This window comes from Streptococcus sp. ALY_208 (genome assembly GCF_058314295.1).
This window is the reverse complement of the sequence record NZ_JBZFUI010000006.1, coordinates 119,314-131,679: the sequence shown is the minus strand read 5'-3', so window position 1 is coordinate 131,679 and position 12,366 is coordinate 119,314. Positions and strand designations below refer to the sequence as shown.

13 protein-coding genes are annotated in these 12,366 nt (G+C 43.6%); 10 read left to right on the top strand and 3 right to left on the bottom strand.

From position 1 onward, the window contains the following. The first annotated feature begins 11 nt into the window (after nt 1-11). From mnmA to AC4HAI_RS07220, 9 genes are all read left to right on the top strand, one after another. Nucleotides 12-1,133, top strand: a complete 1,122-nt coding sequence (gene mnmA / locus AC4HAI_RS07260) for a tRNA 2-thiouridine(34) synthase MnmA (RefSeq protein WP_491111052.1) — start codon at nt 12-14, stop codon at nt 1,131-1,133. Nucleotides 1,134-1,285: 152 nt separating this feature from the next. Beyond that, nucleotides 1,286-2,029: a hypothetical protein gene (locus AC4HAI_RS07255; protein WP_491111051.1), complete on the top strand. Its 744-nt coding sequence runs from the start codon at nt 1,286-1,288 to the stop codon at nt 2,027-2,029. An 18-nt stretch (nt 2,030-2,047) separates the two neighbouring features. Further along, complete coding sequence (gene mnmG, locus AC4HAI_RS07250; protein WP_491111049.1) at nt 2,048-3,946, top strand: tRNA uridine-5-carboxymethylaminomethyl(34) synthesis enzyme MnmG; 1,899 nt, start codon at nt 2,048-2,050, stop codon at nt 3,944-3,946. Between the two features lie 96 nt (nt 3,947-4,042). Further along, on the top strand, nt 4,043-6,004 hold the full coding sequence (locus tag AC4HAI_RS07245) for a GGDEF domain-containing protein (RefSeq protein ID WP_491078680.1): 1,962 nt from the start codon (nt 4,043-4,045) through the stop codon (nt 6,002-6,004). 1 nt (nt 6,005) lies between these two features. Next, nucleotides 6,006-6,464, top strand: coding sequence for a 50S ribosomal protein L9 (gene rplI / locus AC4HAI_RS07240; RefSeq protein WP_491078679.1), 459 nt, complete (start codon nt 6,006-6,008; stop codon nt 6,462-6,464). Between the two features lie 31 nt (nt 6,465-6,495). Then, nucleotides 6,496-7,857, top strand: coding sequence for a replicative DNA helicase (gene dnaB / locus AC4HAI_RS07235; RefSeq protein WP_491078678.1), 1,362 nt, complete (start codon nt 6,496-6,498; stop codon nt 7,855-7,857). A gap of 9 nt (nt 7,858-7,866) precedes the next feature. Further along, a complete protein-coding gene (locus AC4HAI_RS07230) occupies nt 7,867-8,148 on the top strand; it encodes a Veg family protein (RefSeq protein ID WP_491111048.1) in 282 nt (93 codons plus the stop codon). A gap of 273 nt (nt 8,149-8,421) precedes the next feature. Further along, nucleotides 8,422-9,033 (top strand): 30S ribosomal protein S4, encoded by a 612-nt coding sequence (rpsD, locus tag AC4HAI_RS07225; protein ID WP_491111046.1) that lies wholly within the window; start codon nt 8,422-8,424, stop codon nt 9,031-9,033. Between the two features lie 509 nt (nt 9,034-9,542). Then, the gene (locus AC4HAI_RS07220) at nt 9,543-9,746 is read left to right on the top strand and encodes a cold-shock protein (protein WP_491111045.1); all 204 of its coding nucleotides are present in this window, start codon (nt 9,543-9,545) and stop codon (nt 9,744-9,746) included. Between the two features lie 48 nt (nt 9,747-9,794). On the opposite strand, the gene AC4HAI_RS07215 is transcribed toward AC4HAI_RS07220, so the two are convergent. From AC4HAI_RS07215 to AC4HAI_RS07205, 3 genes are read right to left on the bottom strand one after another with little or no spacing between them, the layout of a single operon-like run. Beyond that, a complete protein-coding gene (locus AC4HAI_RS07215) occupies nt 9,795-10,667 on the bottom strand; it encodes a DUF4097 family beta strand repeat-containing protein (RefSeq protein ID WP_491111044.1) in 873 nt (290 codons plus the stop codon). Next, nucleotides 10,664-11,248: a DUF1700 domain-containing protein gene (locus AC4HAI_RS07210; RefSeq protein ID WP_491111043.1), complete on the bottom strand. Its 585-nt coding sequence runs from the start codon at nt 11,246-11,248 to the stop codon at nt 10,664-10,666. The genes AC4HAI_RS07215 and AC4HAI_RS07210 overlap by 4 nt, the downstream gene beginning before the upstream one ends. Further along, nucleotides 11,235-11,561 (bottom strand): PadR family transcriptional regulator, encoded by a 327-nt coding sequence (locus AC4HAI_RS07205; RefSeq protein WP_491111042.1) that lies wholly within the window; start codon nt 11,559-11,561, stop codon nt 11,235-11,237. The genes AC4HAI_RS07210 and AC4HAI_RS07205 overlap by 14 nt, the downstream gene beginning before the upstream one ends. Nucleotides 11,562-11,739: 178 nt before the next feature. Between AC4HAI_RS07205 and AC4HAI_RS07200 the strand changes: the two genes are divergently transcribed. Then, nucleotides 11,740-12,354, top strand: a complete 615-nt coding sequence (locus AC4HAI_RS07200; protein WP_491111041.1) for an NUDIX hydrolase — start codon at nt 11,740-11,742, stop codon at nt 12,352-12,354. Nucleotides 12,355-12,366 lie beyond the last annotated feature (12 nt).

Sequence of the window (12,366 nt, the reverse complement as noted above, 5' to 3'; positions counted from 1 at the left end):
GGAGATTATCTATGACGGATAATGCTAAAACACGTGTCGTCGTCGGGATGAGTGGCGGTGTCGATTCATCAGTGACAGCCCTCTTGCTTAAGCAGCAGGGCTATGATGTCATCGGCGTCTTCATGAAAAACTGGGACGACACAGATGAGTTCGGTGTCTGCACAGCGACCGAAGATTACAAGGACGTTGCTGCGGTTGCAGACCAGATTGGGATCCCCTACTACTCTGTCAACTTTGAAAAAGAGTACTGGGACCGTGTCTTTGAGTACTTCTTGGCCGAGTACCGTGCCGGACGGACGCCCAATCCAGACGTCATGTGCAACAAGGAAATTAAGTTCAAAGCCTTCCTTGATTACGCTATGAGTCTGGGTGCTGACTACGTGGCAACTGGTCACTATGCCCAAGTTAGCCGTGACCAAGATGGCACTGTCCACATGCTGCGTGGGGCTGACAACAATAAGGATCAAACCTATTTCCTCAGCCAGCTCTCACAAGAACAGCTGCAAAAGGTCATGTTCCCTCTGGGACACCTTGAAAAGCCTGAAGTACGCCGTATTGCCGAAGAAGCTGGCCTAGCGACCGCTAAAAAGAAAGACTCGACTGGTATCTGTTTCATCGGTGAAAAGAACTTTAAAGAGTTCTTAGGAAACTACCTACCAGCACAACCCGGTCGCATGATGACTGTCGATGGTCGTGATATGGGTGAGCATGCTGGTCTTATGTATTACACGATTGGTCAGCGCGGCGGTCTGGGAATCGGCGGTCAGCACGGTGGGGACAATGCCCCTTGGTTCGTTGTCGGCAAGGACTTATCAAAAAATATCCTCTATGTCGGCCAAGGTTTCTACCATGAGTCCCTCATGTCAACTTCTTTACAGGCTAGTCAAGTCCACTTTACCCGTGATATGCCTGAGGAATTCACCTTTGAATGCACAGCTAAGTTCCGCTACCGTCAACCAGATAGTAAAGTAACTGTCAAGGTATCAGGCGACAAGGCAGAGGTTATCTTTGATGAGCCTCAGCGTGCCATCACACCAGGGCAGGCCGTTGTCTTCTATGATGGGGATGAATGCCTAGGCGGTGCCATTATTGACAATGCCTATAACAACCAAGAGGTTCGTCAATATGTTTAATAGATTCTACTCAGTCAGGTAGATTGACAAAAATAAAGATTTTGATACAATTACCCTAACAAGCATCATGATGGTCAAAGCTCATGAGAATTGTGCGTTTTTTGACGTACAGTTTTCGAGAGTTTTGGCTATTTTTGTATGGAGGAAGGGAAATGGAAGTGATTTCACAGAAAATGAGAGATGTCTGTGATCTGGTAAAACGGCGATTATATAATTTTGAATACTTAGACACCTCAATGAGTAAAACATATAATGAGTTTTTAGAGAGTATTATAAAATGGGAAAACAAAAACCAAAAGTTCCCGTTACGTAGAATTAGATTTTGGTTTTACATGATTTTTATAGCGGAGTTACCCCTATCGCTCTTTTTAATCCGTACTAGAAATATTTGGATGAAATATATAAAATTGAATAATTTTCAGGTATTTATGCATACATTTGTGGCATTATTTACCCTTTATGTTATTTGGTTTCTTCTTTACAAATTACGGCAGTTAAAATTTTATTATAGTACAAGTTTATTAGAATTTCGAACTGACCTAAGTGAGGAAAAAATTAATTTACTATTGGACGAAATTGAAAACACTCAAAATGAAAAAAGAAGATATAATGCATTTTCAAGAAATTTATTTTATCTATTTGCTGGTCTGCCTCTTTTGACATTTTTTGTTGAGCTAGAAAAAGTTGATATTAATAATTTCATTATTAATAATAGATCAGAAAGACTAACGGAGTATATTTTAGTGATTTTACCAATTTTTATTATATTTTATTTCCTTACTTTACTTGTCATATCTATCAAAATGGACATAATAGATAAAAGATTTTACAAATTAAAAGTTAAAAAATATTTGATTGATTTAAAACATGGGCAGATACAACAAAAAATATATTGAGAGGTTTAAAAAAATTAAATGACACACACATTTGCAGAAGAATTTGACGTTATCGTGGTCGGAGCTGGGCATGCTGGTGTTGAAGCTAGCTTGGCTGCCAGCCGGATGGGCTGCAAGACCTTGCTGGCTACCATCAACCTTGAGATGCTGGCCTTTATGCCCTGCAATCCGTCCATCGGCGGCTCTGCCAAGGGGATCGTGGTGCGTGAGATCGATGCGCTGGGCGGTGAGATGGGCAAGAACATCGATAAGACCTACATCCAGATGAAGATGCTCAATACCGGTAAGGGTCCAGCGGTTCGTGCCCTGAGAGCGCAGGCTGATAAGGCCCTTTATGCGCGTGAGATGAAGCACACCGTTGAGCAGCAGGAAAACTTAACCCTACGCCAAAGCATGATCGATGATATCTTGGTCGAAGATGGCAAGGTTGTTGGTGTTGTCACAGCAACTGGGATCAAGTACGGCGCCAAAGCTGTCGTGGTCACGACTGGGACTGCCCTGCGTGGGGAAATCATCCTCGGCGACCTCAAGTATTCATCAGGTCCCAATAACAGTCTAGCCTCTGTAACTCTGGCGGATAACCTTAAAAAGCTGGGGCTTGAAATTGGGCGTTTCAAAACAGGGACCCCGCCACGTGTCAAGGCTTCAACGATCAACTACGACGAAACAGAAATCCAGCCCGGCGATACCACGCCCAACCACTTCTCCTTCTTATCAAAAGATAAGGACTATCTGCAGGATCAAGTCCCTTGCTGGCTAACCTATACCAACCAGTCCAGCCATGACATCATCAATAAAAACCTCCACCGTGCGCCTATGTTTTCTGGTGTCGTCAAGGGGGTTGGACCACGCTACTGCCCATCGATCGAGGACAAGATTGTCCGCTTTGCAGACAAGGATCGCCACCAACTCTTCCTTGAACCCGAAGGGCGTGATACAGAGGAAGTTTACGTCCAAGGTCTGTCAACGAGTCTGCCTGAGGACGTTCAAAGAGAGTTGCTGCGCTCCATCAAAGGCCTCGAAAAGGCAGAGATGATGCGCACGGGCTACGCTATCGAATACGATATTGTCCTGCCCCACCAGCTGCGGGCTACTCTTGAAACCAAGCTGATTTCAGGTCTTTTTACGGCAGGTCAAACCAATGGCACCTCTGGCTATGAGGAAGCAGCCGGCCAAGGCTTAGTGGCTGGGATCAATGCGGCCCTCAAGGTGCAAGGCAAGCCTGAGCTTATTCTCAAGCGCAGCGATGCCTATATTGGTGTTATGATTGATGACTTGGTGACAAAAGGAACCCTAGAGCCTTACCGCCTTCTCACTTCTCGTGCCGAGTACCGTCTGATTCTGCGCCATGACAATGCCGATATGCGTTTGACTCCAATAGGTCGTCAAGTTGGTCTGGTTGATGAAGAGCGTTGGCTCAGCTTCGAGATCAAGAAAGCGCAGTTTGACAATGAGATGACACGTCTGTCAACTATCAAGCTAAAACCTGTCAAGGAAACCAATGAAAGAGTTGCTGCTATGGGCTTTAAGCCCTTGACAGATGCCGTGACAGCCAAAGAGTTTATGCGCCGTCCAGAGGTCCGCTACACAGATGTCGTCAAATTCATCGGACCAGCTGCGGAGGATCTGGATGATAAACTCATCGAACTCCTAGAGACTGAAATCAAGTATGAAGGCTACATCAACAAGGCTTTGGATCAAGTGGCCAAGATGAAGCGTATGGAAGAAAAGAAAATTCCCGCTAATATTGACTGGGACGACATTGACTCCATCGCCACCGAAGCCCGCCAGAAATTCAAAAAGATCAATCCCGAAACCATCGGCCAAGCCAGTCGGATCTCAGGTGTCAACCCAGCTGATATTTCCATTCTCATGGTCTATTTAGAAGGCAATCAAAAGGCCAGCCGCAAGGCCTAATCTAAGACCAGCCACAAGTTGGTCAATAACCAAGAAGAAGTCTAGGATTCTAGGCTTTTTTGTGGTATAATAAAGAGATTAATGAGGTTAAATTTAATGAGAAAAATTCGACTAGAGACCATCCACTTGGTCATGATTGGTTTGATCTTCTTTGGGATTCTTGCCATCTGTGTCAAGACTGTACACACTGAGACAGCTCTTTTACTGGCCATCTTTCTTGTTTTGGTGGCTATGGTGGGGCTGCTCTACTACCAAAAACAGGCCTATGAACTCTCTGAGTTAGAGCAGATTGAGCGCCTTAATGACCAGACGGAGCTGAGTCTAAAGACGCTCTTAGATAGAATGCCGGTTGGTGTGGTTCAGTTTGATCCAGAAAGCGATGAGATCGGCTGGTTCAATCCCTATGCAGAATTGATTTTTACTAAGGAAGACGGCAAGATGGATGTCGACCTATTACGTAAGATCATTCAAGAAAAAAAATCCGGTTCAGCCAACTACCGTATCCAGATCAATGATTACACTTATATTGTCAATCTTGATCTTTCAGCAGGTCTATTTTATTTCTTTGACTCTGCTAGTGGTGACGCTGCTGGCGACGATTCGATGAAACAGCCAGTTATTGGGATTATCTCAGTGGATAACTATGATGATACCACGGCTAATCTTTCCGACAGTGATGTTGCCCAGATCAATAGTTTTGTGGCTAGCTTTATTTCAGAGTTTGCGCAAGGCCAGCATATTTACTATCGCCGCATGAGTGTTGATCGCTTTTACCTCTTTACAGATTACAAGGTCCTATCGACCCTGATTGAGGATAAATTTACGATCCTAGAAAAGTTCCGAGAAGCAGCCAAGGAGCTTGAATTGCCTCTGACATTGAGTATGGGGATCTCGTATGGAGAAGATAACCACCAAGAGATTGGACAAATGGCTCAGCAAAATCTTAATATTGCCCTGATGAGAGGTGGGGACCAAGTGGTCATCAATGCTACCGATGATCATAAGAACCCTCTCTACTTTGGTGGAGGAACAGTATCGACGGTCAAGCGCTCACGGACGCGGACCAGAGCTATGATGACAGCTATCTCCGATCGGATCAAGTCAGCCAACAGAGTCTTCATAGTAGGTCATAAAAATATGGACATGGATGCACTTGGTGCAGCCGTCGGGATGCAGCGCTTTGCTGCCAATATTATGGATGCCAGCTATGCTGTCTTTGATGAGAACGATTTAAATGCAGATGTTGCCCGTGCCATTGAAAAAATTCAAAAAGACGGACAGACCAGCCTGATCACAGTTGAGGAGGCTCTCAGTAAGGCCAGCTCAAATGATTTACTGATCATGGTTGACCACTCCAAAACGGTTTTGACGCTCTCTAGGGAGCTTTACGACAGGTTTACAGAAGTCATTGTTGTTGACCACCATAGACGGGACGAAGATTTCCCAGATAAGGCTGTCTTGACCTTTATCGAAAGCGGAGCCAGCAGTGCCAGCGAGCTAGTGACAGAGCTGCTCCAATTCCAAAATGCGCAGGAAAAGTTGACAAAAATACAAGCCAGTGTCTTGATGGCTGGGATCATGCTAGATACCAAGAAATTCTCAACTCGGGTGACCAATCGTACTTTTGACGTTGCCAGCTACTTAAGAAGTCTAGGCAGTGATAGTACGGAAATCCAGCAAATTTCAGCGACTGATTTCGAGGATTACCGCCGAGTCAATGAGCTCATCTTGACAGGCCAGGACTATGGGAATGGCATCATGATTGCTAGAGGTGATCAAAACCAGACCTACAGCAATGTCATTGCAAGTAAAGCAGCTGACACCTTGTTGACAATGGCTAATGTCCATGCCAGCTTTGTCATTGCCAAAAATGCCTCAGGACAGATCGCCATATCAGCACGCTCTAGCGATGGCATCAACGTCCAACGCATTATGGAAGAAATGGGAGGTGGCGGTCACTTTAACCTTGCTGCTTGTCAGCTGGATGACACGACTGTCAACCAAGCCTATCAAAAATTAACCCAAATCATTGACCAAATACTTGAGGAGGAAGACTAATATGAAAGTTATTTTTCTAGCAGATGTTAAAGGCAAAGGTAAAAAAGGCGAAGTCAAAGAAGTTCCAACAGGTTATGCCCAAAACTTCCTGATTAAAAAGAACCTAGCCAAAGAAGCTACGAACCAAGCCATTAACGAGCTGAAAGGTAAACAGAAAGCTGAAGATAAGCATGCAGCAGAAATCTTGCAAGAAGCTAAAGATCTCAAGGCTAGGCTTGAAAAGGAAGAAACACGCCTGCAATTTACTGAAAAAGTAGGACCAGATGGTCGAACTTTCGGATCAATTACAGCTAAGAAAATCGCAGAAGAATTACAAAAGCAATTTGGCATCAAAGTTGACAAACGCTCGATTGACTTGGAGCAGCCCATCCGTGCTATCGGTCTGATTGAAGTCCCTGTCAAACTTCACAAGGAAGTTGACGCACAGATCAAGCTCAAGGTTACAGAAAGCAGAGCATAAGTCGATAACAGTCTAAAAGGAGTGAGCTAGAGTGGCAGATACTCAGGAATTACGTGTTCAGCCCCAGGATTTGGTAGCTGAACAGTCAGTACTTGGATCTATTTTTATCAGTCCAGAGAAGCTAATCTCTGTACGTGAATATATCGAGCCTGAGGATTTCTACAAGTATTCTCACCGAGTGATCTTCAAGGCTATGATCACGCTCAATGACCGTAATGATGCCATTGATGCGACGACTGTCCGTGCTATCTTAGATAGTCAAGATGATCTTCAAAATATTGGTGGGATTGCTTACCTTGTTGAGTTAGTCAATAGTGTGCCAACCAGTGCCAATGCTGAATATTACGCCAAGATTGTAGCCGAGAAGGCTATGCTGCGCAATATCATCAGCAAGTTGACAGATACTGTCAACGAAGCTTATGATGGTTCATTGGAGTCAGATGATATCATCGCCCATGCGGAAAAAGCTTTGGTGGATATCAATGAGCGCACTAGCAACAGTGGCTTTAAGCGGATTGCAGAAGTCCTCAAAGAAAACTACGAAAGCCTAGAAGAGCGCTCCAAGCAGACATCAGATGTGACCGGCCTGCCAACGGGCTTCAGAGATTTAGACAAGATTACAACAGGTCTGCATCCGGATCAGCTGATTATCCTAGCAGCCCGTCCAGCCGTTGGTAAGACAGCCTTTGTCCTAAATATCGCCCAGAATATAGGAACCAAGCAAAATGCGCCAGTTGCCATCTTCTCCCTAGAAATGGGAGCAGACAGCCTAGTCAATCGGATGTTGGCAGCAGAAGGCATGGTGGATTCCCATGCCTTACGTACAGGTCAGCTGACCGATCAAGATTGGCAAAATCTCACTTTAGCTCAAGGAACCTTGGCTGATGCGCCTATCTATATCGATGATACCCCGGGGATTAAGGTAACCGAGATTCGTGCCAGATCTCGAAAATTAGCCCAAGAAGTCGGGGGTCTAGGTCTCATTGTCATTGACTATCTCCAGCTGATTACTGGGACCAGGACTGAGAATCGCCAGCAGGAAGTCTCTGATATTTCTCGCCAGCTTAAGATCCTGGCTAAGGAATTAAAGGTTCCAGTCATCGCTCTCAGTCAGCTATCACGTGGAGTTGAACAGCGACAAGATAAGCGCCCTATCTTATCAGACATCCGTGAATCCGGATCGATTGAGCAAGATGCCGATATTGTCGCCTTCCTCTACCGAGATGACTACTATGAGCGTGGTGATCAAAAAGAAAGCAATGATCAGTTTGAAGATAATACGATCGAGGTTATCCTAGAAAAAAACCGTGCCGGTGCACGTGGAACGGTTAAGCTGATTTTCCAAAAAGAATACAACAAATTCTCCTCTATCGCCCAGTTTGAAGAAAGGTAATAAGCAACCATGAGTGATGCATTTACAGATGTAGCAAAAATGAAAAAAATCAAAGAAGCGGTCAAAAACCATGAAGGAAAAGAAGTTGAGATGACTTTAGATCACGGCCGTAAGCGTGAAAAGACCAAGATTGGCCGCTTGATCGAGGTTTATCCCTCCCTATTTATCGTGGAATACAGCGACCGTGCCAATAATCCCGGAGAAATCAGTAACACCTATGTGGAATCCTATACCTATTCTGATATCCTGACTGAAAAGACTCTTATCCGTTATATAGATGACGAGGCTTAAGCTGTATAGAGGAAAAGCACAAGAACTGGGAATATCTCTATTCTAGTTTTATTCTAGTTTTTTACCAGTAAACTCTAAAAGGCTTTACAGAGCCTTTTTTCTATGCTATACTAACCTTTGTGTGAAATAACAGCAGGGCAAAATAAAGCTCGTCAACAGATGTTCTGAAAAACCAGTAACCTTGGCTGTTTAGGCGAAGGGCATCTGCACGAATTAGGTTTGCCTAAGACGTTATTTCCTCAGTATTTTATTAACTTAGAGGAGGACAGTTAAATGTCACGTTACACAGGTCCATCATGGAAACAATCACGTCGCCTTGGCTTGTCACTTACAGGTACAGGTAAAGAGTTGGCACGTCGTAACTACGTACCAGGACAACATGGTCCAAACAACCGTTCAAAACTTTCTGAATACGGTTTGCAACTCGCTGAAAAGCAAAAATTGCGCTTCACTTACGGTTTGGGTGAAAAACAATTCCGTAACTTGTTTGTACAAGCTACTAAGATCAAAGAAGGAACACTTGGTTACAATTTCATGATCTTGCTTGAACGTCGCTTGGACAATGTTGTTTACCGTTTGGGTCTTGCAACTACTCGTCGCCAAGCTCGTCAATTCGTTAACCACGGCCACATTCTTGTGGATGGAAAACGTGTTGATATTCCGTCATACCGTGTTGCTCCAGGTCAAGTGATCTCAGTTCGCGAAAAATCAGCTCAAGTCCCAGCGATCTTGGAAGCTGTTGAAGCAACTTTGGGACGTCCATCATTTGTCCAATTTGATGCTGACAAACTTGAAGGTTCATTGATACGTTTGCCAGAACGTGACGAAATCAATCCAGAAATCAACGAAGCCCTTATCGTTGAATTCTACAACAAAATGCTTTAATGCTGAGTCTAAATATTTGAAGAGGCTGAGACAAAAGTTCTCAGCCTTATTTATTTAGTCAATTTCCAGTGGTTGGGAGTAAGACTTGTTGGCTATGCCAACTTTAGTCTTACCCCTGCACAGTTCATTAGGTGCTTTAGCACCAATGAATCACTGCTGATTGGTAGTCCTTATCTTGGGGCGCATTCTTATTTTCAGGCACCCCCTTAAACAGTCCACTGGACTGTTTAACTACCATGCAAGTGACACCTCAACAGTTTGGGGAACTGTTGGAGGTGTCCCACTCTCTTTCTTTTGGAAAAATAAGACTGCAAATATGCTGCTTACCCCTCTAGGTGCTAAGTTGGAGGGAAGAGTTATCTTATAATCAAAAAGTAAGAGACATGACTTGACTTAATGCCATAATACTGTTAAAGTAAGAGAGTAATAATTTTTTGAGTTGAAGTATTAGTGATCTTTTGTTTTTCCTCTTAATATTTTTACAAATAAATTTTTAAAGAGGTAACTCAATGGCACAAGGTACAGTAAAATGGTTTAACAGCGAAAAAGGATTTGGTTTCATCACTCAAGAAGATGGTCCAGACGTCTTTGCACACTTCTCAGCTATCCAGTCAACTGGTTTCAAGTCTCTTGACGAAGGACAAAAAGTTTCTTTTGATATTGAAGAAGGTCAACGTGGCCCTCAAGCTGTTAATATCACTAAGATTGATTAATAACATTATAAAAGAGCTAGGCTTGAGCCTAGCTCTTTTACTTATCAGTTAATCCACAGATATATCGCCTGTATCGGCCTGAATATCAAGGAAGTTATCATGAGAGGTGCTGAGCTCATCGGTAATATCCTCATCACCTACCTCACTGTCACTGCTGATATTCAATCGGTAGTCAGCCAGCTCTAAGTCAACATCACCAGTTTCTACAGAGATATGGTTGGTCTTATTAAAGGTGAGAGAGGAGCCATCAATATCACCCGTGTCAGCATCCATGCTACTATTCGTTAGTGTAACCCTATCTAGTTCGACATCGCCAGCACTAAGGGTCATGTCAAAGTCGGCTAACTGACTATTGCTGATTTCTACATCACCAGTATCCAAGTCCAGTTGCCCTTTTTTGACCTGGCTTTGATCGATACTAAGATCGCCAAGGTTGCCGCTGACTTCCAGATCATTGATTGATTGTTTGGAGATATCGAGATCACCTAAATCATTAAGGGCGCTAATCTTGCTAATCTTAGTGCCTTTGGGAACCTTGATGACAATAGTATCTATATCACGACCGAGTTGAATCAGTCCCAAATCCTTAAGACCAAACACATTGATCTCAACCTTATCCTTATTTTTAATAGTTAGTTGCCCCTTGTCATTGCTGACTGTAATGGGGGATTTTTTATTTTGGTAGTAAGTGATACTGGCATTTTTATCAGCTGTTTCTTCGATGACGACATTATGGCTAAAGGTATCAATGTTAATCGCCTTGATCTGGCCGAGGTCAGTTGAAACATAGTTGCGATCCTCTCGCAGGTGATTGGCAACGTCCCTCAGTCCCCCTTGCCGCAGTCCGATGAGTACCAGTAGACCACCGATCAGACTGAGGCTAATACCAGTGATCAGTAAGAATTTTTTCCAGGTTTTCATGAGCGTTTTCCTTTCTTAGCAATCCAACTTACCAGTTTGACCGTACCATGACCAGCAGCGCGTGAACATTCAATGCCCAACAGTATGAGAAGAAGAGTAATGCCTAAGAGAGCAAGCCCCGATCCCACATTGAGCATCCCAGCCGCAAAGCTAATATTAAAGTAGGTAACACTATCAAATAAGAATTGAAAGACAGATAACAGACTAGCAACAGCAGCTAGGAAAATGCAAAGGATCAGTGACAAAATGATGACAACCAAAGAAAAAATTAAGGCAATCATCGTGAGGGCTAGGGGAAAAGCGATAGGTGATGCTAGCACGGCTAAGATAGCAATCCAAATGATGGTAGCATGACTCTTAGGAGAAACCCCTGATTGCTGGGTCTTTTCATCTAAGATGGTGTTGAGAATCTCATTAGCAGCTTCTTTGGGACTGCCTAATTCTTGAATAACCTTGGCTTCATTTTCAGGACCTGCTTCATCAAAATATTCCGTAAAATAGTCCATAGCCTCTTCATAGTCAGTGGGCGGTAATTTTTTTAAGTAGCGCTCCAGCTCTTTTAGGTAGTCATTTCTTGTCATGGCGTATGCTCCCTTCTATGATGCCGTCGATAGTGGTCGTGTGCTCCTGCCAAGATTCCTTGCGCTGTTTGAGATCATCTCGTCCAGCATCAGTGATAGCATAGTATTTTCGTCTGCGTCCTTGGTAGTCTTGACTGTAAGTTGTCATCAAGCCAGCTTTCTCTAATCGCTTAAGGATAGGATAAAGAGTTGATTCCTTGATATTAGCGATGAGTTTTATGGTTTGACTGATCTCATAACCATAAGAATCCCCCTTCTCTACAATAGATAGAATTAGGGTCTCAATAAGGACGGAGGATACAGGATAATACATAGAGGTACCTCCTAAGGTTTTATGTATATTAATTTTATATATTAATCATAGCGCTAATAGGAGGATATGTCAAGATTAAATATATAAAATATTTATATAGATAAAAAAGGGCGAATCGCTGCCGATTTGCCCTTAAACATGGTACTATAATAAAAATAAGCTGATAAGGAACCTGCTGATGATTGATTTTAAAAAGATCTTGACCCATTACCATCCCAAGCCCCTAGGTGAGACGAAACGCTATGCCGTCTTACTCCCCTTGGTGTGGGACAAGGAAACTCAAGATTGGGAAATTTTGTACCAAGTAAGAAGTCAAACCATTTCTCAGCCTGGAGAGGTCGCCTTTCCAGGTGGACGAGTAGAAGCAGGGGAGTCCTATGAGCAAGCTGCTATTAGGGAAACGACGGAGGAGTTGAATATCTCAGCCAGCAGCATTGAGGTATTAGGTGAGATTGACTACCTCCTTTATCAAGGTAGCAGCATTCACTGCTTTGTCGCCGTCCTCTTTACTGATTGGCGAGCCTTAAAACCCAACCCCGATGAAGTTGATCGCCTCTTTACGATTAGATTGACAGACCTCCTAAGCACTAATCCTAAGTCCTATCACTTAATAGCAAAGGCTCAGCCATCACCAGATTTTCCTTTGGAGCGTCTGCCTCAAGGTGCTGATTATAATTTCGGTCAGGATAAACGGACCATTCTCTTCTACGATTTAGCCGGTGAAAATCTCTGGGGAATGACGGCTAACTTCACCGATAATTTTATCCAGCTTATAAAAGCCCAGTCTGATTAATAAAACATACGA

Excerpts from the sequence above, each read along its gene's own strand:
- AC4HAI_RS07210 (WP_491111043.1), bottom strand. The coding sequence starts at position 11,248 with ATGACAAGAAATGACTACCTAAAAGAGCTGGAGCGCTACTTAAAAAAA.
- AC4HAI_RS07200 (WP_491111041.1), top strand. The coding sequence starts at position 11,740 with ATGATTGATTTTAAAAAGATCTTGACCCATTACCATCCCAAGCCCCTA.
- mnmG (WP_491111049.1), top strand. The coding sequence starts at position 2,048 with ATGACACACACATTTGCAGAAGAATTTGACGTTATCGTGGTCGGAGCT.
- AC4HAI_RS07245 (WP_491078680.1), top strand. The coding sequence starts at position 4,043 with ATGAGAAAAATTCGACTAGAGACCATCCACTTGGTCATGATTGGTTTG.
- AC4HAI_RS07220 (WP_491111045.1), top strand. The coding sequence starts at position 9,543 with ATGGCACAAGGTACAGTAAAATGGTTTAACAGCGAAAAAGGATTTGGT.
- mnmA (WP_491111052.1), top strand. The coding sequence starts at position 12 with ATGACGGATAATGCTAAAACACGTGTCGTCGTCGGGATGAGTGGCGGT.
- AC4HAI_RS07215 (WP_491111044.1), bottom strand. The coding sequence starts at position 10,667 with ATGAAAACCTGGAAAAAATTCTTACTGATCACTGGTATTAGCCTCAGT.
- AC4HAI_RS07205 (WP_491111042.1), bottom strand. The coding sequence starts at position 11,561 with ATGTATTATCCTGTATCCTCCGTCCTTATTGAGACCCTAATTCTATCT.
- AC4HAI_RS07230 (WP_491111048.1), top strand. The coding sequence starts at position 7,867 with ATGAGTGATGCATTTACAGATGTAGCAAAAATGAAAAAAATCAAAGAA.
- AC4HAI_RS07255 (WP_491111051.1), top strand. The coding sequence starts at position 1,286 with ATGGAAGTGATTTCACAGAAAATGAGAGATGTCTGTGATCTGGTAAAA.
- rplI (WP_491078679.1), top strand. The coding sequence starts at position 6,006 with ATGAAAGTTATTTTTCTAGCAGATGTTAAAGGCAAAGGTAAAAAAGGC.
- rpsD (WP_491111046.1), top strand. The coding sequence starts at position 8,422 with ATGTCACGTTACACAGGTCCATCATGGAAACAATCACGTCGCCTTGGC.